Origin of the sequence: Salinibacterium sp. SWN167, from assembly GCF_015864665.1 — a bacterium.
Classification (GTDB): Bacteria; Actinomycetota; Actinomycetes; order Actinomycetales; family Microbacteriaceae; genus Rhodoglobus.
Map to the genome: position 1 here is coordinate 818646 of NZ_JADYWU010000001.1, position 19390 is coordinate 838035.

The 19390-nt window shown below is 60.4% G+C and carries 20 protein-coding genes; 18 read left to right on the forward strand and 2 right to left on the reverse strand.

Features of this window, described 5'->3' with window-relative positions; translation table 11 throughout:
• Positions 1-16: 16 nt before the first annotated feature.
• On the reverse strand, positions 17-1069 hold the full coding sequence (locus tag I6E60_RS03885; protein WP_197123133.1) for a LacI family DNA-binding transcriptional regulator: 1053 nt from the start codon (positions 1067-1069) through the stop codon (positions 17-19).
• A gap of 282 nt (positions 1070-1351) precedes the next feature.
• Between I6E60_RS03885 and I6E60_RS03890 the strand changes: the two genes are divergently transcribed.
• From I6E60_RS03890 to glmM, 11 genes are all read left to right on the forward strand, one after another.
• Entirely contained in the window at positions 1352-2383 is a 1032-nt protein-coding gene (locus tag I6E60_RS03890) for an autoinducer 2 ABC transporter substrate-binding protein (RefSeq protein WP_197123135.1), read from the forward strand.
• A 91-nt stretch (positions 2384-2474) separates the two neighbouring features.
• Positions 2475-3989 carry a sugar ABC transporter ATP-binding protein gene (locus I6E60_RS03895; protein WP_197178971.1) on the forward strand — a complete coding sequence of 505 codons (1515 nt, stop codon included), beginning with the start codon at positions 2475-2477 and terminating at the stop codon, positions 3987-3989.
• A 1-nt stretch (position 3990) separates the two neighbouring features.
• Positions 3991-5007 (forward strand): ABC transporter permease, encoded by a 1017-nt coding sequence (locus tag I6E60_RS03900; RefSeq protein ID WP_197155504.1) that lies wholly within the window; start codon positions 3991-3993, stop codon positions 5005-5007.
• An 8-nt stretch (positions 5008-5015) separates the two neighbouring features.
• Positions 5016-6059: an ABC transporter permease gene (locus I6E60_RS03905; RefSeq protein WP_197123140.1), complete on the forward strand. Its 1044-nt coding sequence runs from the start codon at positions 5016-5018 to the stop codon at positions 6057-6059.
• Complete coding sequence (locus tag I6E60_RS03910) at positions 6056-6619, forward strand: RpiB/LacA/LacB family sugar-phosphate isomerase (protein ID WP_197123142.1); 564 nt, start codon at positions 6056-6058, stop codon at positions 6617-6619. Before I6E60_RS03905 ends, I6E60_RS03910 begins: the two co-directional genes overlap by 4 nt.
• 25 nt (positions 6620-6644) lie before the next feature.
• The gene (locus tag I6E60_RS03915) at positions 6645-7394 is read left to right on the forward strand and encodes a glutamine amidotransferase (protein WP_197123144.1); all 750 of its coding nucleotides are present in this window, start codon (positions 6645-6647) and stop codon (positions 7392-7394) included.
• A 20-nt stretch (positions 7395-7414) separates the two neighbouring features.
• Positions 7415-8830, forward strand: a complete 1416-nt coding sequence (locus I6E60_RS03920) for a rhamnulokinase family protein (RefSeq protein ID WP_197178973.1) — start codon at positions 7415-7417, stop codon at positions 8828-8830.
• A 61-nt stretch (positions 8831-8891) separates the two neighbouring features.
• Positions 8892-9668, forward strand: coding sequence for a class II aldolase/adducin family protein (locus I6E60_RS03925; RefSeq protein WP_197178975.1), 777 nt, complete (start codon positions 8892-8894; stop codon positions 9666-9668).
• A 172-nt stretch (positions 9669-9840) separates the two neighbouring features.
• Positions 9841-10287 (forward strand): 50S ribosomal protein L13, encoded by a 447-nt coding sequence (gene rplM / locus I6E60_RS03930; protein WP_010203785.1) that lies wholly within the window; start codon positions 9841-9843, stop codon positions 10285-10287.
• Between the two features lie 41 nt (positions 10288-10328).
• Positions 10329-10817, forward strand: coding sequence for a 30S ribosomal protein S9 (gene rpsI, locus I6E60_RS03935; protein WP_197123150.1), 489 nt, complete (start codon positions 10329-10331; stop codon positions 10815-10817).
• Between the two features lie 26 nt (positions 10818-10843).
• Positions 10844-12205, forward strand: coding sequence for a phosphoglucosamine mutase (gene glmM, locus I6E60_RS03940; protein ID WP_197178978.1), 1362 nt, complete (start codon positions 10844-10846; stop codon positions 12203-12205).
• Positions 12206-12270: 65 nt separating this feature from the next.
• Here glmM and coaA read toward each other — a convergent pair whose 3' ends face one another.
• Entirely contained in the window at positions 12271-13218 is a 948-nt protein-coding gene (gene coaA / locus I6E60_RS03945) for a type I pantothenate kinase (protein WP_231601775.1), read from the reverse strand.
• A 55-nt stretch (positions 13219-13273) separates the two neighbouring features.
• On the opposite strand from coaA, the gene glmS reads away from it, so the two are divergent.
• The 7 genes from glmS to tsaD are packed head-to-tail and all read left to right on the forward strand — an operon-like array spanning position 13274 to position 19382.
• The gene (glmS, locus tag I6E60_RS03950; protein WP_197123156.1) at positions 13274-15124 is read left to right on the forward strand and encodes a glutamine--fructose-6-phosphate transaminase (isomerizing); all 1851 of its coding nucleotides are present in this window, start codon (positions 13274-13276) and stop codon (positions 15122-15124) included.
• A gap of 8 nt (positions 15125-15132) precedes the next feature.
• Positions 15133-15507 (forward strand): holo-ACP synthase, encoded by a 375-nt coding sequence (locus I6E60_RS03955; protein ID WP_197178980.1) that lies wholly within the window; start codon positions 15133-15135, stop codon positions 15505-15507.
• Positions 15500-16600, forward strand: a complete 1101-nt coding sequence (gene alr / locus I6E60_RS03960; protein WP_197123160.1) for an alanine racemase — start codon at positions 15500-15502, stop codon at positions 16598-16600. The genes I6E60_RS03955 and alr overlap by 8 nt, the downstream gene beginning before the upstream one ends.
• A complete protein-coding gene (gene tsaE, locus I6E60_RS03965) occupies positions 16597-17169 on the forward strand; it encodes a tRNA (adenosine(37)-N6)-threonylcarbamoyltransferase complex ATPase subunit type 1 TsaE (RefSeq protein ID WP_307784372.1) in 573 nt (190 codons plus the stop codon). The genes alr and tsaE overlap by 4 nt, the downstream gene beginning before the upstream one ends.
• A complete protein-coding gene (tsaB, locus tag I6E60_RS03970) occupies positions 17153-17773 on the forward strand; it encodes a tRNA (adenosine(37)-N6)-threonylcarbamoyltransferase complex dimerization subunit type 1 TsaB (protein WP_197178981.1) in 621 nt (206 codons plus the stop codon). Before tsaE ends, tsaB begins: the two co-directional genes overlap by 17 nt.
• A complete protein-coding gene (gene rimI / locus I6E60_RS03975; RefSeq protein WP_197123164.1) occupies positions 17770-18261 on the forward strand; it encodes a ribosomal protein S18-alanine N-acetyltransferase in 492 nt (163 codons plus the stop codon). The genes tsaB and rimI overlap by 4 nt, the downstream gene beginning before the upstream one ends.
• On the forward strand, positions 18261-19382 hold the full coding sequence (gene tsaD, locus I6E60_RS03980; protein WP_231601118.1) for a tRNA (adenosine(37)-N6)-threonylcarbamoyltransferase complex transferase subunit TsaD: 1122 nt from the start codon (positions 18261-18263) through the stop codon (positions 19380-19382). The genes rimI and tsaD overlap by 1 nt, the downstream gene beginning before the upstream one ends.
• The last annotated feature ends 8 nt before the right edge of the window (positions 19383-19390 follow it).

Sequence of the window (19390 nt, forward strand, 5' to 3'; positions counted from 1 at the left end):
GTTGTTACCGACCGCGTCAGTGCTGCGCGGGTGCCCGAAGGTCGGTGGAACGTCGTACGACAAGCTCGGGCGGGAGCACTTCTTGACGGTGGGTGTGGGAATCTTCTCGCGCTGAGTGCTCAATGAGCAATCGTGCGGCGCGCGTGCCGAGCTCGTCAATGGGCTGGCGCACTGACGTGAGCGGCACAACCCAATCGCGAGCGAAGTCAATGTCGTCGTACCCGACGAGCGCAACGTCCTCTGGCACGCTGAGTCCCGCGTCGATAAGTCCGCGGTAGACGCCGAAGGCGAGCATGTCGTTTCCGCAAAATACGGCGTCGGGGGAGTCTCCCTCGAGAAGCAGTTCCGCGGCTCGTCGACCATCTTGGATGCCGATCCCTGACGTACTGACTTCGATCAAAGACACTTCTGGATCCATGCCGGCTGCAATGATCGCTTCGCGTGCGCCTTGGGCGCGATCGGCGAACTGACGGAGCCCGGTTGGTCCTCCGACGACAGCGATGCGGGTGTGGCCTAGCTGCAGCAGGTGTTCGATTGCGAGGCGCCCTCCTGCGACGTTGTCGACGGAAATGGAGCAGTGTTCTGGACCGCCGTTGTAGTCGATCAACACAACGGGCAGATCGCCCGGGAGGTCTTTGTAGGGGTCGGAGTCTTCGTCGAGGCTCGCGGGTGCCAGTAGTACGCCGCGGACTCGCTGGGCGGCCAACATTGCGAGAAGTCCAGACTCGCGGGTCGTGTCGCCTTCGGAGTTACAGAGCATCACCACGTGGCCCGATTCGCGGACGGTGCGCTCGATGACGTGCGCGGCTTCCATATAGAAGGGGCTTTCGATATCCAGAACAACAAGCCCGATGACGTTGCTCGAGGCTCCCGTGAGCACGCGGGCTTGCTGGTTGGGCACGAAGCCAAGTTCGGCAATCGCTTTCTCAACGGCGGCGCGGGTGCGCGGGTGAACAGTGTCGGGGCGATTGATCGTATTCGACACGGTGCCTGTCGACACCTGGGCCAGTGCGGCGACATCGCGGATCCCGGCGGGCGACTTCGATGTCGCAGTGTCGGGGGTACTCATGGATAGCTCACTTCTTGTGCATGGTTCGGGTGCTGCAGGTTTCTCACTCTAAGGGCATTGCCGGGGTGCACCGGGTATGGGTGCAGTCGAGCTTCTCGTAATCGCATCGTTGTGATCATCTCCGCCTAGCGGTTGCATATCGGTATTTGTCCAGTGTACGTTTGAACCGCTTTAAAAAATGAACCGGTTCAAAATTCTCGACCGGGCGCAATGACGCGAAAGTGCTGAGGCTCTAGGCGCTGCGTCCGCGCAACACTGCACTCACACCAAAAGGAGAAACACATGAAGCAACGTCGCTTTGCAGGCCTCGCGATCGGTCTCGTGGCCGTCGTAGGACTCGGCCTCGCTGGATGTTCCGCTGACGCCGACACATCTACCGCATCCGGGGAAGACGCCTACACAATCGTTATCGTCCCCAAGGACTCGACTAACCCGTGGTTCGTTCGCATGGAAGAGGGCGTCAACAAGTTCGCGGCTGATTCCGGCAACGATGTTTACCAAAAGGGCCCCGCTGAAACGGACGCCACACTGCAGGTTCAGGTCATCCAAGACCTCATCGCTCAGGGTGTAGACGCCATCGGCGTCGTACCGGTTGACCCCGGAGCACTTGAGACCGTCTTGAAGCAGGCCATGGACGCCGGCATCGTTGTTGTCACCCACGAAGGTGCCAGCCAGGAAAACACGATGTACGACATCGAAGCCTTCAACAACACCCAGTACGGCGCATTCATCATGGACAACCTCGCCGAGGCTATGGGCGAAGAGGGCACCTACGCCACGATGGTTGGCCACGTAACCAACGCGTCGCACAACGAGTGGGCTGACGGTGCTGTTGCCCGTCAAATGGAGGCTTACCCGAACATGACGCTGCTTGCTGCCGAGCCGCGCGTTGAGTCGCAGGACGACGGAGAGGTTGCCTACCAAGCAGCCAAGGAACTCCTCAAGAAGTACCCCGAAGTAACCGGCATCGTCGGAACCTCGTCGTTTGACGCTCCTGGTGTCGCTCGTGCGATCGAAGAACTCGGCCTCACCGGCAAGGTCTTCGTGAGCGGAACTGGCATGCCGGCCGCTAACAAGTCGATCCTCGAAAAGGGCCTCGTCAAGACGCTGACCCTCTGGGACCCGGCAGACGCTGGTTACGCTCTGGCATCGCTCGCCGAGCAGATCCTCGACGGCGAAGACATCGCTGACGGCGTGAACCTCGGAGTCACCGGTTACGAAAACATGACCTTCGCTGAAGGTAGCGACAAGGTTCTCGAAGGTAACGGCTGGGTTGTTATCGACAAGGACAACGTAGACAGCTTCGGCTTCTAAACAGTTCCGTTTACGCGACCAGGGCAGAGCGAACATTCGTTCTGCCCTGGTCGCACCCCCAGATTTATTCACGCGCGGAAAGGACCGGACGATGGTAGATAACGTCATCGCGGTACGCGATATCGGTAAGGCTTTCGCTGGCGTTCAAGCGCTTGATGGCATCACCTTGGAGATCGCTCCCGGAGAGATTCACTGTCTCGCTGGAGAGAATGGCAGTGGCAAGTCCACGCTGATCAAGGTCATGTCTGGTGTACACGCCCCCGATACCGGAACCATCGAACTGAACGGCAAGACGTTTTCGAAGCTGTCGCCCATCGAGGCGATCTCGAACGGCGTTCAGGTCATTTATCAAGACTTCTCCGTTTTTCCGAACCTCACGGTGATGGAGAACTTGGCGCTCAACGCCGAGCTCGCAGCCCACCGCACTTTCGTGAGTTGGAAGCGGATGCGGGCCGTCGCTGAAGAGGCGATCGCCAAAATTAACTTTACGATCGACCTCGACGAGAAGGTCGGCCAGCTTTCTGTGGCACAGAAGCAACTCGTCGCTATCTCCCGCGCGCTCATGAGCGACGCAAAACTCATCATTATGGATGAACCAACCACGGCTCTGACGAAGCGCGAGGTTGACGCGCTCTTTGCCATCATCCTCGATCTCAAGGCCCGTGGAATCGCGACGCTGTTCGTAAGCCACAAGCTGGACGAAGTGTTCGAGATCAGTGAACGCTTCACGATCATCCGCAACGGTAAGTCGGTTATCACGTGCTTGCCGGAGGAACTGGATCACGCGACGTTCTCGCACCACATGACCGGCCGCGAGTTCGACGACGACCACTTCGTTCCTGAACACGTCTCCGAAGAGCCCATCTTGGAAACGCGGGGACTCGGCGTCGATGGAGCGTTTGCGGATGTTGACCTCACACTGCGTAAGGGCGAAATCCTGGGAATCACCGGGCTGCTTGGCTCCGGACGAACGGAACTCGCGCTCTCGCTCTTCGGTTCGAAGCCTGCCGATTCGGGCAAGATCCTGATCAACGGTGAAGTTGTCGAGGTCGGCAGCGTGCGCGCCGCGATCGCTCACGGTATTGGCTACGTTCCCGAAGACCGCCTCACCGAAGGTCTCTTCCTCGAGCGTTCCATTAACTCAAACATCGTGATCTCCGAGATCGATTCGTTCGTCTCGAAGTTCGGGGCACTCGATCAGCGCAAGGCGGATGCCGAAGGTCAGCGCTGGGTCGACGAGCTCAAGATCGCAACGCCCAACCCTGCTAACCCGGTGAACACTCTTTCCGGAGGAAACCAGCAGCGCATCGTGCTCGCGAAGTGGCTCGCCACTCATCCAAAGATTTTGATTCTCAACGGCCCAACGGTCGGTGTCGATATCGGATCGAAGCACGACATCCATCGCATTTTGCGCACGCTTGCCAGCGAAGGCCTCGGCGTCATCATCATCTCCGATGACATCCCTGAGGTCATCCAGAACTGCAACCGGGTCATGGCGATGAACGCAGGACGAATCGTGGCAGAAATTGACCCGCGCAGGACGACCGAATCCGAGCTCGCCGAGCTCATGTCGAAAGACCCGAGCACTATTGACGGGAAGGGCTGAGATGGCCAAGTTAGTGCGAAAGCTCACTAAATCAAACGAGTTCTACCTTTTGCTCGTGATCATTGCCGTGAGCATTGTCATCCAGTTGCGCAGCGGGCAATTCTTCTCCGCGAACAACCTGGTCGACCTCGCCAATGCGATGGTCGTTCCCGGCATCTTTGCGGTTGGCGCCTTCATGGTGCTGGTCGCTGGCGGAATCGATGTCTCATTTCCGGCGCTGGCGTCGCTTTCCGTCTACGCCACCACCCGCGTGCTCGTGGATGCGGGCTACACCGGGGGAGTTTGGTTGCCGTTCCTGATGGTCATTGTGGTCGGGGCAATCCTCGGGGCGTTCAACGGACTGTTCACCTCGAGGTTTGTGGTGCCTGTGCTCATCATCACCCTCGGAACCGCCAGCGTCTTCTCCGGAGTCATGCAGGGCGTGTTCAAGTCGGTTCAGATTCCGAACCTGCCGCAGGGGATGAGCGACTTCGGCCGCTCGACACTGTTCGTGGCGACGAACCCTGAGTCAGGGCTCACCTCGAACATGCCGGTTGCATTCCTCATCTTGGTTGCTGTCGTTGCTGTTGCCTTCGTCGTGATGAGGTACACCACCTTCGGCCGCGGCCTCTACGCGATTGGCGGCGACGAAAGTGCTGCTGCTCGCGCAGGTTTCAAAGTGCGCAAGATCAAGTTCTGGCTCTTCGTCATTGTGGGAATCATTGCCAGCCTCGCTGGACTGGTGCGCACGAGCATGATGGACCAAATGCATCCGACGAACCTGCTCGGTATGGAGCTCATGGTTATCGCCGCGGTCGTGCTCGGTGGTGCCTCCATTACGGGAGGAACCGGAACCCTGACCGGAACGATGCTGGGCACGCTGTTGATTGTGATCGTGCAAAACAGCATGATCTTGGTCGGCATCCCCACCTTCTGGCAGGGCTTCGCGCTCGGCACCCTGATCCTCGTCGGAACAGGTATTTCGGCCGTGCAACTCACCCGATCACGCAAACGCGCACCCGCGCTGGTTCAAGGATAGGGACGGCCATGTCTGCTCTAACGACTCTTACGCCTCTTCGGGATCGTCTCACTCGCGACCCCCACGTCACGCGCCTCGCCGTGATTCTCGTTCTGCTCTTGACGTTCTTCATGCTCGTCAAGACTAAGAACTTCTTTGGAATTGCCACGTGGCAGTCAATGGCTGTGCAGTTCCCCGAGTTTGGCCTCATGGCTCTCGGGGTGATGCTCACCATGATTATTGGAGGTATCGACCTCTCTGTGGTCGGCGTCGCCAATATGACAGCAATCGGCAGCGCGACCCTCATGATGTCGATTGCACCCACCGGCTCCGACAGTCCCCAGGGCTACCTCGCTGTTGTCGCGGCGATCGCGTTCTCGCTCATTGTGGGAGCGATAGCCGGCGCCTTCAACGGGTTCTTGATAGCCAAAGTGAAGATCCCCGCGATTCTGGTGACGCTCGGAACCTTTGAGCTCTTTACGGGTATCGCGGTCATCATCACGGGAGGAAAGCCCGCCAGTGGCCTTCCCGCCCAGTACGGCGAGATCATGGCGCAGCGCGTCTTCGGAATCATTCCGATGCCGCTCATCATCTTCATCCTCGCCACTGTCGTGATCGCTCTGATCATGTACAAGACCGCATTCGGCACCAAGCTCTACATGCTCGGCTCGAACGAAACAGCGGCGCAGTTCAGTGGGCTCAAGACCGACAACCTCATCATCCGCACCTATATGACCTCGGGCATTTACGCCGCGGCCGCCGGTCTCGTGATGCTGGCCAACTACAACTCGGCGAAGGCTGACTATGGCTCCACGTACACGCTGCTCGCAGTGCTCATCGTGGTGCTGGGCGGAGTGAACCCGAACGGTGGATCAGGTCGATTGTCGGGAGTGATCCTTGCGGTCGTTGTGCTGCAGGTTCTCTCATCGCTGCTCAACACCTTCCCGAATATCAGCAACTTCTACCGCCCGCTGATCTGGGGCGGAGTGCTGCTGCTCGTCATCGTGGTGAATCAATGGACTAAAAAGAACAGGCTCTCTCGTCTGTTCGGTGTGAAAGGAAACAAATCATGAAACTGACTAAAGACCGCCACGTTGTTGTAGGCGCTGACTTTGCTGGATTCCCTCTCAAAGAGGCCGTCAAGCGGCACCTTGAGGCGCGCGACTGGACTGTTACTGACCTGACCCCCACTCTCGACGACGCTCCGATGTACCAGCGAGCTGGGTTCATGCTCGGAGCCAAGCTTGCCGAGGGCGAGTTTGAAAAGGCTCTTGCGTTCTGTGGCACCGGAATGGGCATCCACGTTGCTGCGAGCAAGGTGCCTCACGTGCACGCCGCCGTCTGTGAAAGTGCGCCATCGGCGTTGCGTGCGGCCACGGCGAACAACTGCAACCTCATGGCGATGGGCGCGTTCTACATTGGCCCGCGCCTCGGAATGGCCATGGCGGATGCGTTCCTTGATAACAGCTTTGGTGACGGCTACGAGAACTGGGAAGGCTTCGGCGACTACCACATGATCGGCTACGAAGAGTGTGAAAACTTCGACTACCAGGCCTACAAAGACAACGGTTTTGAGATCGTCGACGAGCGCAACGTGGCCATGGGGCCAGAGCCTCGCGGCCTCGCTTACTAACTGATCGATAGCCAGAGGGAGACACATGGCGAAGGTATTGCTCGCAGGAGAGTCATGGTCGACGACGTCGATCCACACGAAGGGTTTTGACTCCTTTGTCACTTCCGCATATGCCGAGGGGGCAGATGATTTCATCGCTGCTCTGAAGTCAGCGGGTAACAGCGTTGAGTTCCAGCCCAACCACGTTGCGGCCGAACGATTCCCGACCACCGCTGAGGAGCTCAGCCAGTACGACGTTGTCGTGCTCAGCGACATCGGGGCTAATACGCTCTTGCTGCCCAACGGCGTCTTTGCCAAGGGCGAGCGGATTCCGCATCGCCTCGAAGTGTTGGCGCAGTGGGTGCGCGACGGAGGATCGCTCTTGATGGTTGGCGGCTACCTCAGCTTCCAAGGCATCGAAGCGAAAGCGAACTACCGCAACACTGCCTTGGCGAGCGTTCTGCCGGTCGAAATGGAGATTGGCGACGACCGCGAAGAGACTCCGCAGGGTGTCGAAGCCGTGTCCCTCGACAACCATTCTGCCACCGCCGGCCTGCCGACCTCGTGGCCCGCAGTGCTCGGTCATCATCGCTTGGTTGCCCGCGACGGTGCCCAGACCCTGGCGACTGTCGGGGCGTTCCCTCTTCTTGTCGTGGATGCCGAAGGTGCCGGCCGCGTTGCCGCTTTTGCAAGCGACATGGGCCCGCACTGGCTGCCGACCGAGTTCTTGGAATGGGACGGCTTTGCTCCCATGTGGAACCAGTTGATCTCGTGGCTCGCTCGCGAGACTGACTAAGCACAGGCAAGTAGGACTAAATGGTGGGCCACGTTGTTGCGCTCGACTTTGGCGCGACTAGCGGCCGTGTAATTCTGGGCGAGGTCGGCCCTGACCAGTTGCGCACGGCAACGCACGCGCGATTCACTAACCGTGCGGTGAGCGTGCGCGGCTGCCTGCATTGGGACGTTCTCTCCCTGTGGCAGGGCGCGCTCGACGGGCTCACTTCGGCGATCCGCGAAGTGCCCACGGTGTCGTCTGTCGCGACCGACACGTGGGGAGTCGATTACGGGCTGCTGCGCGACGGACAGCTTCTCGGCAATCCACGGCACTATCGCGATGAACGAACCGACGCCGCGGTCGAGCGCGTGCAATCGCTGAGCCCGCAGGCTAAGCAATATGCGGCAACCGGCATCCAGTTCATGCCGATCAACACGATCTACCAGCTTTCAGCCGACGCGGCAGAAAATCGGCTCGAGCTAGCTGACACCGTTCTCCTCATGCCCGACCTCTTTACCTACTGGCTGAGTGGGATCAGCATCGCCGAGACCACGATGGCCTCAACGACCGGACTGCTCGATGTGCACACTCGGCAGTGGAGCGACAGCCTGCTCGACGTCGCCGGAGTGCGGCGCGAACTGTTGCCCGAGCTCGTGATCCCGGGTACTCGCGTTGGCGAGCTGGACGCGGATGTCGTCGCCCAAGTGCGCGCAGAGTCACCCATCGAAGTGGTCGCCGTTGGCTCGCACGATACGGCGTCGGCGGTGACGGCGATTCCGATGCAACCGGAGACGGCAGCGTTTATTTCGTGCGGCACGTGGGGACTGGCTGGTGTCGAGTTGGAGAGCCCCGTTGTTACTGAGGCGACCCGTACCGGTGGATTCACCAACGAGGTCGGCGTCGATGGACGCATTCTTCTCATGCGCAATGTCATGGGGTTGTGGATTTTGAGTGAAGCAGTGCGCCAGTGGGAACGCGACGGCGAAGCGATCAGTTTGCCCGAACTTATTGAGGCAGCCGCCGCCGTCTCCGACGCGATGCCCGTAGTTGACGTCAACGATCCTCGATTCTTGGCGCCAGGCAATATGCCTCGACGAATCACTGAGTGGTGCACGGAGCGCGGCATCCGCGCACCGGGCAATCGCGCCGAGATGGCACGCTGCATTATTGAATCTCTCGCTCAAGCTTTCGCGGATGCCGTGCTCAGCGCTGGATTGCTCGGCGACGTCCCGGTAAAGACGATCCACATCGTTGGCGGCGGATCCCTCAACCGTTTGCTGTGTCAGCGCACCGCTGACCGCGCGGGAATCCTGGTTCTCGCGGGCCCAGTCGAGGCGACAGCGCTCGGAAGTGTCCTTGTTCAAGCGCGCGCGATGGGGCACATCTCGGGCAGTCTCGACTCGCTTCGCGATCTCGTGCGACGCACACATCATCCCGTCAGCTACACGCCTCGCTGACACCGCAACTCTCCCTGAATTCGTCTCACCCCTGAATTCGCCCAACATAAGGACTGAAAAGATGACCGCACGAATTGCTCCCGACCTCGTTAGCGCCGATCTCCTCGGACTCACCACCCGCCTCGGCCTACCCGAGCGCGACCTCGTGATTCTCGCTGAAGGCAACACGAGCGAATTGATCGCTGATGGCACGATTATCGTCAAGACGTCGGGTTCCTCGATGCAGAACGCAACGGCAGCAAACTTTGTCAGCGTCGAAATCGAACCTCTCCTCGAGGTGCTGCGTGATCCGAATGCCAGCCAAGACCGATTGACGGCCGAACTGGATGCCGGTGAGATCGACGGTCAGCGGGTGCGGGCCTCCATTGAGACCCTCATTCACGTGGCGGTGCGCGCGTATGCACCGGCGCGGTACGTGGCTCACACCCACCCGACCGCGGTCGTTTCGTTGCTCGCGAGCGTGCACGCTGAAACCTCGTTCGTCGATGCCGTTTACTCAGACGAGCTCATGGTCCTGGGGCGTAGTCTCTACATTCCGTATGCTCAGCCCGGTATCGAACTTGGCCAGCTGTTTTTGACACGACTCGGTGAGCACGTCGAACAGTATGGTGAAGTGCCGTCGTTGATTCTGCTGGGAAACCACGGCATCGTCGCGATCGCTGACTCGGCGGAGGGGGCTGAGGCGATTTCCCTGATGGCGGTCAAGAGCGCCCGGGTTCGTCTCGGTGCGTTGCAAGCCGGCGGAATCGCGAGTTTGAGTGCGGAAGTGACTGCCCACTATTTCGACCGCCCCGACTTCCGTGAGCGCCGTGCTGCTCTCACGGGCACCACCAAATAGTCGCTGAGGCGTTTGCCGCCGGGCCGCAGTTCCGCTAGTGTTGACCCTTGGTGTCTGCACTATAGGGTGCGACATCCGATCATGAGCCCTCCAACCGGCATTGTTTCTTCTGAAACAACCATCGGAGCGGGATTCACGAACACCTCACTCGATCAATGAAAGCAGCACTATTGTGACGCGTACATATTCGCCCAAGCCCGAAGACGTCAAGCGGGAATGGGTCATCATCGACGCCGCCGACATCGTTCTCGGCCGTCTTGCCAGCCACGCAGCCATCTTGCTTCGTGGAAAGCACAAGGCCACCTTTGCTCCTCACATGGACATGGGTGACTTCGTCATCATCATCAACGCTGAGAAGGTTGCCCTCACCGGCTCCAAGCTCGCGAAGAAGAAGGCTTACCGCCACTCCGGTTACCCGGGTGGGCTCACGGCCACCACGTACTCCGAGATGCTGGAGAAGCACCCCACTCGCGCCGTTGAAAAGGCCGTCCGTGGAATGCTCCCCAAGAATTCACTCGGTCGCGCTCAGCTGTCCAAGCTGAAGGTTTACGCGGGTACTGAGCACCCTCACGCTGCTCAGCAGCCGACTCCGTACACCCTCACCCAGGTCGCTCAGTAGCGCCCGCGCTTTACTAAGCAAAGATAAAAGGACTTATTACAGTGGCTAAGATCGAAGATTCAATCACCGAGGGTGCACCCGAGTCGTACACGACCGAGTCGGCAGCAGTTGAGGCGCCCACCGCGCCTCGCCCCGTTCTCACCGTTCCCGGCGCAGCCGTCGGACGTCGCAAGCAGGCAATCGCCCGCGTGCGTCTCGTTCCCGGTTCGGGCACCATTACGGTCAACGGCCGTGAGCTCGCCGAGTACTTCCCCAACAAGCTTCACCAGCAGCTCATCAACGACCCGTTCAAGGTTCTTGATCTGCTCGGCGGTTACGACGTAATCGCACGCATCACCGGTGGTGGCCCCTCGGGTCAGGCCGGCGCACTGCGTCTCGGTATCTCTCGTTCGCTCAACCAGATTGACGAAGAGAACAACCGTGCAATCCTCAAGAAGGCTGGCTTCCTTACCCGTGACGCTCGCGTCAAGGAGCGTAAGAAGGCTGGACTCAAGAAGGCTCGTAAGGCTCCGCAGTTCTCGAAGCGCTAACCCGCTTTCCCTGCTAGCGGCAACGCATGGCACGTCTTTTTGGTACAGATGGTGTTCGCGGTTTAGCGAACAGTGATCTTACTGTCGAGCTTGCACTCGGCCTGGCTCAGTCGGCAGCAGTCGTACTGGGTCAGGGTCGAGTTGCTGATGGCCGGCGCGCTTCTGGCCGCCGTCCCGTCGCAGTTGTTGCACGCGACCCCCGCGTATCCGGCGAATTCATATCCGCCGCAGTATCCGCGGGGCTCGCGAGCTCGGGCGTCGATGTTTTCGACGCCGGGGTAATTCCCACCCCGGCAGCTGCGTTTCTCGTTGCCGATTTCAAAGCCGACCTCGGAGTAATGATCTCCGCGTCGCACAATCCCGCCCCGGACAACGGAATTAAGTTCTTTGGTCAGGGCGGCACCAAACTTCCCGATGAGGTTGAAGACCGCATCGAAGCAGCCCTCGCCGCACCGAGCCTCGCTCCCACCGGTATTGAGGTTGGTCGCATCCGTCGTTTCGCCGATGCTGAAGACCGCTACGTCGTGCACCTCTTGTCGACGCTGCCGAACCAGCTCGACGGCATCCACGTCGTTCTTGACTGTGCTCACGGTGCAGCCGCTGGGGTCTCGCCCCAGGTTTTCACGGATGCCGGCGCCAAGGTCACCGTGATCGGTGCAGACCCCGACGGCATCAACATCAATGAGGGCGTTGGATCGACGCATCTCGACAACCTTGCCTCCGCAGTCCTCGCGCACGGTGCCGATGTCGGCATCGCCCACGACGGCGACGCTGACCGTTGCCTCGCTGTGGACAAAGAGGGCAACATCGTCGATGGCGACCAGATTATGGCAATCCTGGCTGTCTCGATGGCTGAACGTGGGGTGCTGAACGACCGCACGCTCGTCGCGACCGTGATGAGTAACCTCGGACTTCGTCGTGCCATGGCCGAGCACAATATCAAGATGCTCGAAACCAAGGTCGGTGACCGCTACGTGCTCGAAGCACTCGGCGAGCACGGTTTGTCCCTCGGCGGAGAACAATCGGGCCATGTCATCATGACCAAGTTTGCGACCACGGGCGACGGCATCCTCACCGGACTTCACCTCGTGGCCGAGATGGCTCGCACCGGCAAAACACTGGCGCAACTCGCTGCTGTCATGACGGTCTACCCGCAGGTTCTTGTGAACGTTCGCGGGGTTGACCACCACGCACTCGGTTCCAACACGGCCATCGCTGACGCGGTTGCTGCTGTGGAAGCTGAACTGGGCGACACCGGCCGAGTGCTCTTGCGGGCATCCGGCACTGAACCCATGATTCGTGTCATGGTCGAAGCCGAGCACCATGAGGTCGCTCAGCAGATGGCAGATCGCCTTGCCGCTGTTGTGCTTTCTGAACTCGGCAACTAACGAGTTTTCTCGCCGCATCGGCTGCGCTCGACAGTTCCTCGTGTGCCCGGCGAGGCCTCAATGCTCTACGTCTTGCGCAGCAGCACCTTCGACACCGCATGGTTCGCATCCTTGCGCAGAATGAGTGACGCCCGTGGTCGGGTGGGGCGAACATTCTGGATGAGGTTGGGTTCGTTGGTGCGCTTCCACACTTCTTGAGCGCGTGCCCGGGCTGCGCTCTCGCTGAGATCGGCAAAGCGGTGAAAGTAGGATCGCGGATTGCTGAACGCGCCGCGCTGGAGCCGCAGGAAGCGTTCCTCGTACCAGTGCGCAATGTCGCTCGTACGCGCATCCACGTAGATGGTGAAGTCGAAGAGGTCGCTGACGGCGAGGCTATTGCCGGGGCTTGGTGGTTGCAGCACGTTGAGGCCTTCGACGATGAGTACGTCGGGTTTGCGCACGGTCACTGCTGCATCCGGGATGATGTCGTAGGCCAGGTGGGAGTAGAACGGTGCGCGCACAACGGGTTCGCCGGCTTTGATTTTGCTGACGAAGCGGAGCAGCGCCCGACGGTCGTAACTTTCGGGGAACCCCTTGCGTTCAAGGATGCCGCGGCGTTCAAGCTCAGCGTTGGGGTGCAGAAAGCCGTCGGTGGTGAGAAGTTCGACGCGCGGGGTGCCTTCCCAACGGGAGAGCAGCTCGCGGAGCAGCCGGGCGATCGTGGACTTTCCCACGGCGACAGACCCAGCGACACCAATGACAAACGGCGTTCGTCCGGTGGATGCTCCCAAAAACTGGGTGGTCGCAGAGTGCAGCTGTTGGGCATTCTCTGCGTACAGGTTAAGGAGGCGGCTGAGGGGGAGATACACCTCAGCAACTTCGGTGAGGTCGAGTTCGTCGCCGAGTCCGCGCAGCTCAATGAGCTCCGCCTGGGTCAGGGGAACTTTCATTTTCGGGGCAAGTTCAGCCCAATCGCTCCGATCAATTTCAAGAAAGGGAGAGATGTGACCGTGTCCGGAGCCATTTTCATGCATCCCTAACATCCTATCTGCGCACGGATACCCAGCTTGGGGAACTAAACTCGTCTCCATGTGTGGAATCGTCGGTTACGTTGGTAACGAAAAAAGCCTTGAGGTTCTCCTCGGCGGTCTCAAGCGTCTTGAATACCGGGGTTACGACTCCGCCGGTGTCGCGATTATCGACGAGGCTGGAGTGCTCGGAACGCGCAAGCGTGCAGGCAAGCTGCAGATGCTCTTGGATGATCTTGAAGCCGACCCTTTGGGCAATGGCGCCACCGGAATCGGCCACACCCGCTGGGCAACCCACGGTGGCCCCACCGACGTGAATGCTCACCCGCACTTGAGCCGCGACTCTAAGCTCGCGCTGATCCACAACGGCATTATCGAGAACTTCTCTGAGTTGAAGAACGAGTTGCTCCTCGAGGGCGAAACGTTCATTAGCGAGACCGACACTGAGGTTGCAGCCCTTCTGATCGGGCGCGAGTACGACAAGACGGGTGACCTCACCGCTGCGATGCAGAGCGTCGTTTCGCGTCTTGAGGGCGCTTTTACTCTCCTCGCCGTACACCAGGACCAGCCACGTGTTGTTGTCGGCGCTCGCCGCAACTCTCCGCTCGTCATCGGTTTGGGCGACGGCGAGAACTTCTTGGGCTCTGACGTTGCGGCTTTCGTAGAGTTCACGCGTCGCGCGGTTGCGATTGGCCAAGACCAGATCGTTACGATCCGTCCCGACTCTGTAGATGTCATCGACTTCGACGGCAACCCGGTTGAGGTCGAGGAATTTGACATCGCGTGGGACGCCTCAGCATCCGAAAAGGGTGGCTGGTCGAGCTTCATGGCGAAGGAAATCAGCGAAGAGCCGGATGCCGTAGCTAACACCATTCTTGGTCGCGTTCAGGATGGGCTGGTCAAGCTCACTGAATTCGAGCCTCTCGGTGATGACGTGATTGCGAACATCGACCGCATCGTCATCATTGCGTGTGGAACCGCGGCGTACGCGGGAATGCTCGGCAAGTACGCCATCGAGGCGTGGGCGCGCGTTCCTGTCGATGTTGAACTCGCTCACGAGTTCCGCTACCGCAACCCAATTTTGACTGACCGCACGCTTGTGATCTCGATCAGCCAGTCCGGCGAAACGATGGACACGCTCATGGCGGTCAAGTTCGCGATGGAGTCCGGCGCGAAGGTCGTCTCGGTGTGCAACACGCACGGCGCAACGATTCCGCGTGAATCGCACGCTGTTGTGTACACGCACGCTGGTCCTGAGGTTGCTGTGGCATCCACGAAGGCTTTCGTCGCGCAGGCCACGGCGCTGTACTTGATTGGTCTGCACATTGCGGGCGTGCGCGGCACGCTCAGCGATGAGGAGATTCGCGAGAATGTCGCCGAGTTGCAGGCGATTCCCGACAAGATCTCCGAGGTTTTGGTCACGTCGCAGTCGATCAAGCAGCTGGCTCACTGGATGACAGACACCCAGTCAGTGCTCTTCCTCGGTCGCCACGTTGGCTACCCGATCGCCCTTGAAGGCGCGCTCAAGCTCAAGGAACTCGCGTACATTCACGCGGAGGGTTTTGCTGCTGGCGAGTTGAAGCACGGCCCGATCGCGCTCATTGAGCCTGGTCAGGTTGTCTTCGTGATCGTTCCGAGCCCCCGCGACCCGAACTCTTTGCACAAGAAGGTTGTCTCCAACATTCAGGAGATCCGTGCTCGAGGCGCCCGGGTTATTGCGATCGCCGAGAAGGGCGATGCCGCAGTGCTGCCGTTCGCCGATGAGGTTATTCCGATTCCGTTGGCTGGCTCGTTCTTTGAGCCGCTGCTTGCTGTCATTCCGTTGCACATCTTCGGCATGGAGCTTTCTGCTGCGAAGGGACTCGACGTCGATCAGCCTCGCAACCTCGCGAAGTCTGTCACCGTCGAATAGGTTTCACCGTGATTGTGGGGATCGGTGTGGATGTCGTTGATGTCGCCCGCTTCGAGCGAGCGTTGCAGCGCACACCGACCCTCACATCGCGTCTGTTCTCTGAGGGCGAACAACTCAAAGACGGTAAACCGCGACCCCTGCGCTCGCTAGCAGGGCGTTTTGCGGCGAAAGAAGCACTCATCAAAGCCCTCGGCGATTCGGCGGGAGTCACTTGGCACGACATGCGGGTGGTTTCTGACCAGCTCGGCAATCCTTCGCTCGAGCTCCACAATTCGACCAAAGCCATTGCCGAACGTCGCGGAATCACCTCGGTGCACCTGTCGATGAGTCACGACGCCGGAATCGCGATCGCCTATGTCATCGCGGAGGCACACCATGGCTGATCTTCGACTCGCCACTATCAACACGGCGGCCATCACCCACAACGTTGCGACCCTGCGGGCGCTCGTTGCGCCGGTGCAGGTGATGGCTGTCGTCAAAGCCAATGGCTACGGCCACGGTGCTATTGAGAGTGCCCGCGCGGCTCTCGCGGGAGGCGCCGACTGGCTCGGCGTTGCTGATCTGACCGAGGCCTTTGCCGTGCGCGGCGCCGGAATCGACGCTCCGCTGCTGGCGTGGTTACACCAGCCGGGGGCAGCGTTTGGCGAAGCGGTTCGCGCGAATATCGACCTCGGCGTGAGCAGCACCGAGCAGCTGCATGAGGTTGCCGCGACATCCGATACTGCGTTCGTGCATTTGAAAGTCGATACAGGCTTGCATCGCAATGGCGCCTTCCTCGAAGAGTGGCACCAGTTCTTCGAAGCGGCGGTTGTTCACGAGCTCGCGGGTCGCGTTCGCGTGCGGGGTCTGTGGAGTCACCTCGCCAACGCGGGTGCCGAGCACGACGCTGACCAGATTGAGCAGTTCTCGGCCGCGGTCGCCATGGCCGAGTCTGTAGGGCTCCGCCCCGAACTGCGCCACCTAGCAGCGTCAGAGGGCGCGATCAAACATCCTTCTGCTCGTTTTGATCTCGTTCGTGTCGGCATCAGCAGTTATGGGCTGTCACCCGCCGCCGATGTGGATGCTGCGGCACTCGGTCTCGTACCCGCCATGACCCTCAGCGCTCCTGTCGTGTCGGTGAAGCGCGTTACTGCCGGTTCTGGGGTTTCCTATGGCTACTCCTACCGGTGCGAGCAAGACACCACGCTCGCGCTCGTGCCGCTCGGCTACGGCGATGGGGTTCCCCGTCATGCCTCCAATCGCGGACCGGTTTCCATCAATGGCGTCGTCGGTCGAGTTGCGGGTCGTGTCGCGATGGATCAAATTGTTGTCGACATGGGCAACGCGAACGTCGCAGTCGGCGATCGGGCAGTCCTTTTCGGCGACCCAGCACAATCGGTGCCGACGGCGGATGACTGGGCGGCAGCCGCTGACACTATCAACTACGAAATCGTGACCCGCATCGGTTCCCGTGTAACCCGCAGGTATGAGTCGTGACCACACTGACAATCGCTTCTCCCGACCGCATGGCCGAGCTGGGTGCCGTCATCGCCGCGCAACTTGTGGCGGGCGATCTGGTGATGCTCAATGGCGAGCTCGGTGCCGGAAAGACCACGCTGACGCGCGCGATCGGGGAGACTCTCGGCATCCGCGGCACGGTCACGAGCCCCACTTTTGTGCTGGCGCGCACGCATCCGAGACTCGACGATTCGGGAGCAGAAGTTTCGCAGGCGGAGGCGCCACCGCTCGTGCACGTCGACGCATACCGTCTTGGTAGTGCCGTAGAGCTCGACGACCTCGACATCGACTTTGAGTCATCCATTGTGGTCGTCGAATGGGGCGCTGGCTTGCTCGATGGCGTGAGCGAAAGCTGGCTCACCGTCGACATCGTGCGCCCGGTGGGCGCCGGGGCGGCAGATGAGGACCCCGATTCAGACGGCGTCGACGCCTCCAGCGATCACGCCGACGATTTTGCTGACGAGGCGATCGAGCCGCGCACCGTCACCGTCACGGGAAGTGGCCCGAGATGGGCAGACATGGAGTGGCTCAATGCTGTTAGCGATTGATACCTCGGCGGGCACGAGCGTTGCGATCGTCGACGCTCAGGGCGTGGTGAGAGCGGAACACAATTCTTTGGATACTCGCAAGCACGCCGAAGTCATTGGCGACTTCATCCGCGGCTGCCTGACCGACGCTGAGTGCGCTGTAACCGACCTGACCGGTGTCGTGGCGGGAATGGGCCCCGGGCCCTTTACGGGCCTGCGCGTTGGTATTGTGGCGGCTCGAGCTTTTGCCTTTGGCGCTGGCCTTCCGTTGCTGCCTGTCGTGACGCATGACGCACTAGCGCTTGGGGAAACTGAACCGATCGTCGTGGCCACCGATGCCCGTCGCAAGGAACTGTACTGGTCAACGTACGAGGGATCGGATGCCGCGGGGTTGCCCGTGCGCGTTGCTGGCCCGGCGCTCGCTCCCGCCGCCGAGCTCGCCGCTAGCGTCCCGAGTTTCGAACACTTTCAACTGAGGGATTCGCAACCCGTGCACGCCTCGAACTTGGCACGGCTCGCATTCCTGCTGCGCGAACACCACCGTCCTTTTGCCGGCGAAGAGGCGCTCTACTTGCGTTCGCCAGACGTCACACTCTCCGCCGGACCGAAACGAGTAACCGCATGAGCTGGCAATTGCGCCGCGCGACCGAGAACGACCTCGACGCCATCATGGCGATTGAGACCAGCGAGTTCGCGAACGATGCCTGGTCGAGTGACATGATGCGTGCGGAGATTCGCGACAACCACGGGTACTACGTGATCGCGCATCCCGTGGGGGAGCCCGCGGTGGTCACGGCCTATGCGGGATTGCGTTCGCCGTTCCGGTCGCCACAGGCTGACATTCAGACGATTGCTGTTTCTCCGGATGCGCGGCGTCAGGGAATCGGTCGTGCGCTGATGCACGCGCTGATGGTGGAAGCGCGCGATCGCGGGGCGAGCGAGCTCTTTCTTGAGGTGCGCGACGATAATCCCTCTGCGCAGCGACTGTATGACTCGCTCGGCTTCGAGCGCATTGCGGTGCGACCGAACTATTACCAACCGGATGGGGTTGATGCCATCGTGATGCGACTCACTATTCCTGAGCCCAAACTTTCTCCCGCGGTGGGTGCCTGATGTCGAATCCGGCTCCGAATCCAGCTTCAGCGGTAGCAAGCTCTGCTCTCTCGGGTCAGCTTCCCGCCAACACCACAAATCCACTCGTGCTTGGCATCGAGACGAGCTGTGACGAGACCGGAATCGGTATCGTGCGCGGCAATCAATTGTTGGCCAATGTGATCTCGTCGTCGATGGATGAGCACGCTCGCTACGGGGGCGTGGTTCCCGAAGTTGCGGCTCGCGCGCACCTCGAGGCGATGCAACCAGCGCTCGAGCAGGCGCTCGCCGAAGCCGGCGTTGAACTGTCCGAGCTGGACGCGATCGCGGTCACGAGCGGCCCGGGGCTTGCAGGCGCTCTCATGGTTGGAGTTGCGGCTGCCAAGGCGCTTTCGGTAGCCACGGGCAAGCCCTTGTATGCGGTGAATCACTTGGTTGGTCACGTCGGCGCCGATGTCTTGCGCGATGATGGAACTGAGATTGAGCTTCCGACGATTGCTCTGCTGGTATCTGGTGGTCACACCTCTCTGCTGCTGGTGCGGGATCTCGTTTCTGATGTTGAGCTCCTCGGCGAGACGATTGATGACGCTGCGGGCGAGGCATTCGACAAGGTCGCGCGCTTGCTCGGATTGCCCTATCCCGGTGGACCCCAGATCGATCGAGTTGCTATCGGCGGCAATCCAAAGGCGATCCGTTTTCCGCGCGGACTCACCCATACCAAAGATGTTGATCGTCACCGTTACGACTTCTCGTTCTCGGGTCTCAAAACCTCGGTCGCTCGTTGGGTTGAGCGCGAGCAGGACGCAGGCACCGACTTTTCGATTGCGGATGTCGCAGCAAGTTTCCGCGAGGCCGTCGTTGATGTACTCCTCACCAAGGCTGTCGCGGCCTGCGTTGATCGCGAGGTGCCGCGCCTGTTACTCGGGGGTGGTGTCGTGGCGAATTACCGCGTTCGTGAGCTAGCCGCCGCGCGGTGTGCGGAGGCGGGGATCGAGCTGCGGATTCCTCCGTTGTCGCTGTGTACCGATAATGGGGCGATGATTGCAGCACTGGGCGCCCAATTAATTATGGCAGGCAAAGAGCCCTCAACTTTGGGCTTCAGCGCTGACTCCACGCTCCCCGTAACGCAGATTCAGGCGTGATGGCGAAG

Excerpts from the sequence above, each read along its gene's own strand:
- tsaD (WP_231601118.1), top strand. The coding sequence starts at position 18,261 with ATGTCGAATCCGGCTCCGAATCCAGCTTCAGCGGTAGCAAGCTCTGCT.
- glmM (WP_197178978.1), top strand. The coding sequence starts at position 10,844 with ATGGCACGTCTTTTTGGTACAGATGGTGTTCGCGGTTTAGCGAACAGT.
- I6E60_RS03895 (WP_197178971.1), top strand. The coding sequence starts at position 2,475 with ATGGTAGATAACGTCATCGCGGTACGCGATATCGGTAAGGCTTTCGCT.
- I6E60_RS03915 (WP_197123144.1), top strand. The coding sequence starts at position 6,645 with ATGGCGAAGGTATTGCTCGCAGGAGAGTCATGGTCGACGACGTCGATC.
- I6E60_RS03890 (WP_197123135.1), top strand. The coding sequence starts at position 1,352 with ATGAAGCAACGTCGCTTTGCAGGCCTCGCGATCGGTCTCGTGGCCGTC.
- tsaB (WP_197178981.1), top strand. The coding sequence starts at position 17,153 with ATGCTGTTAGCGATTGATACCTCGGCGGGCACGAGCGTTGCGATCGTC.
- I6E60_RS03920 (WP_197178973.1), top strand. The coding sequence starts at position 7,415 with ATGGTGGGCCACGTTGTTGCGCTCGACTTTGGCGCGACTAGCGGCCGT.
- glmS (WP_197123156.1), top strand. The coding sequence starts at position 13,274 with ATGTGTGGAATCGTCGGTTACGTTGGTAACGAAAAAAGCCTTGAGGTT.
- I6E60_RS03900 (WP_197155504.1), top strand. The coding sequence starts at position 3,991 with ATGGCCAAGTTAGTGCGAAAGCTCACTAAATCAAACGAGTTCTACCTT.
- I6E60_RS03925 (WP_197178975.1), top strand. The coding sequence starts at position 8,892 with ATGACCGCACGAATTGCTCCCGACCTCGTTAGCGCCGATCTCCTCGGA.
- alr (WP_197123160.1), top strand. The coding sequence starts at position 15,500 with ATGGCTGATCTTCGACTCGCCACTATCAACACGGCGGCCATCACCCAC.
- coaA (WP_231601775.1), bottom strand. The coding sequence starts at position 13,218 with ATGCATGAAAATGGCTCCGGACACGGTCACATCTCTCCCTTTCTTGAA.
- I6E60_RS03885 (WP_197123133.1), bottom strand. The coding sequence starts at position 1,069 with ATGAGTACCCCCGACACTGCGACATCGAAGTCGCCCGCCGGGATCCGC.
- I6E60_RS03905 (WP_197123140.1), top strand. The coding sequence starts at position 5,016 with ATGTCTGCTCTAACGACTCTTACGCCTCTTCGGGATCGTCTCACTCGC.
- I6E60_RS03910 (WP_197123142.1), top strand. The coding sequence starts at position 6,056 with ATGAAACTGACTAAAGACCGCCACGTTGTTGTAGGCGCTGACTTTGCT.
- rimI (WP_197123164.1), top strand. The coding sequence starts at position 17,770 with ATGAGCTGGCAATTGCGCCGCGCGACCGAGAACGACCTCGACGCCATC.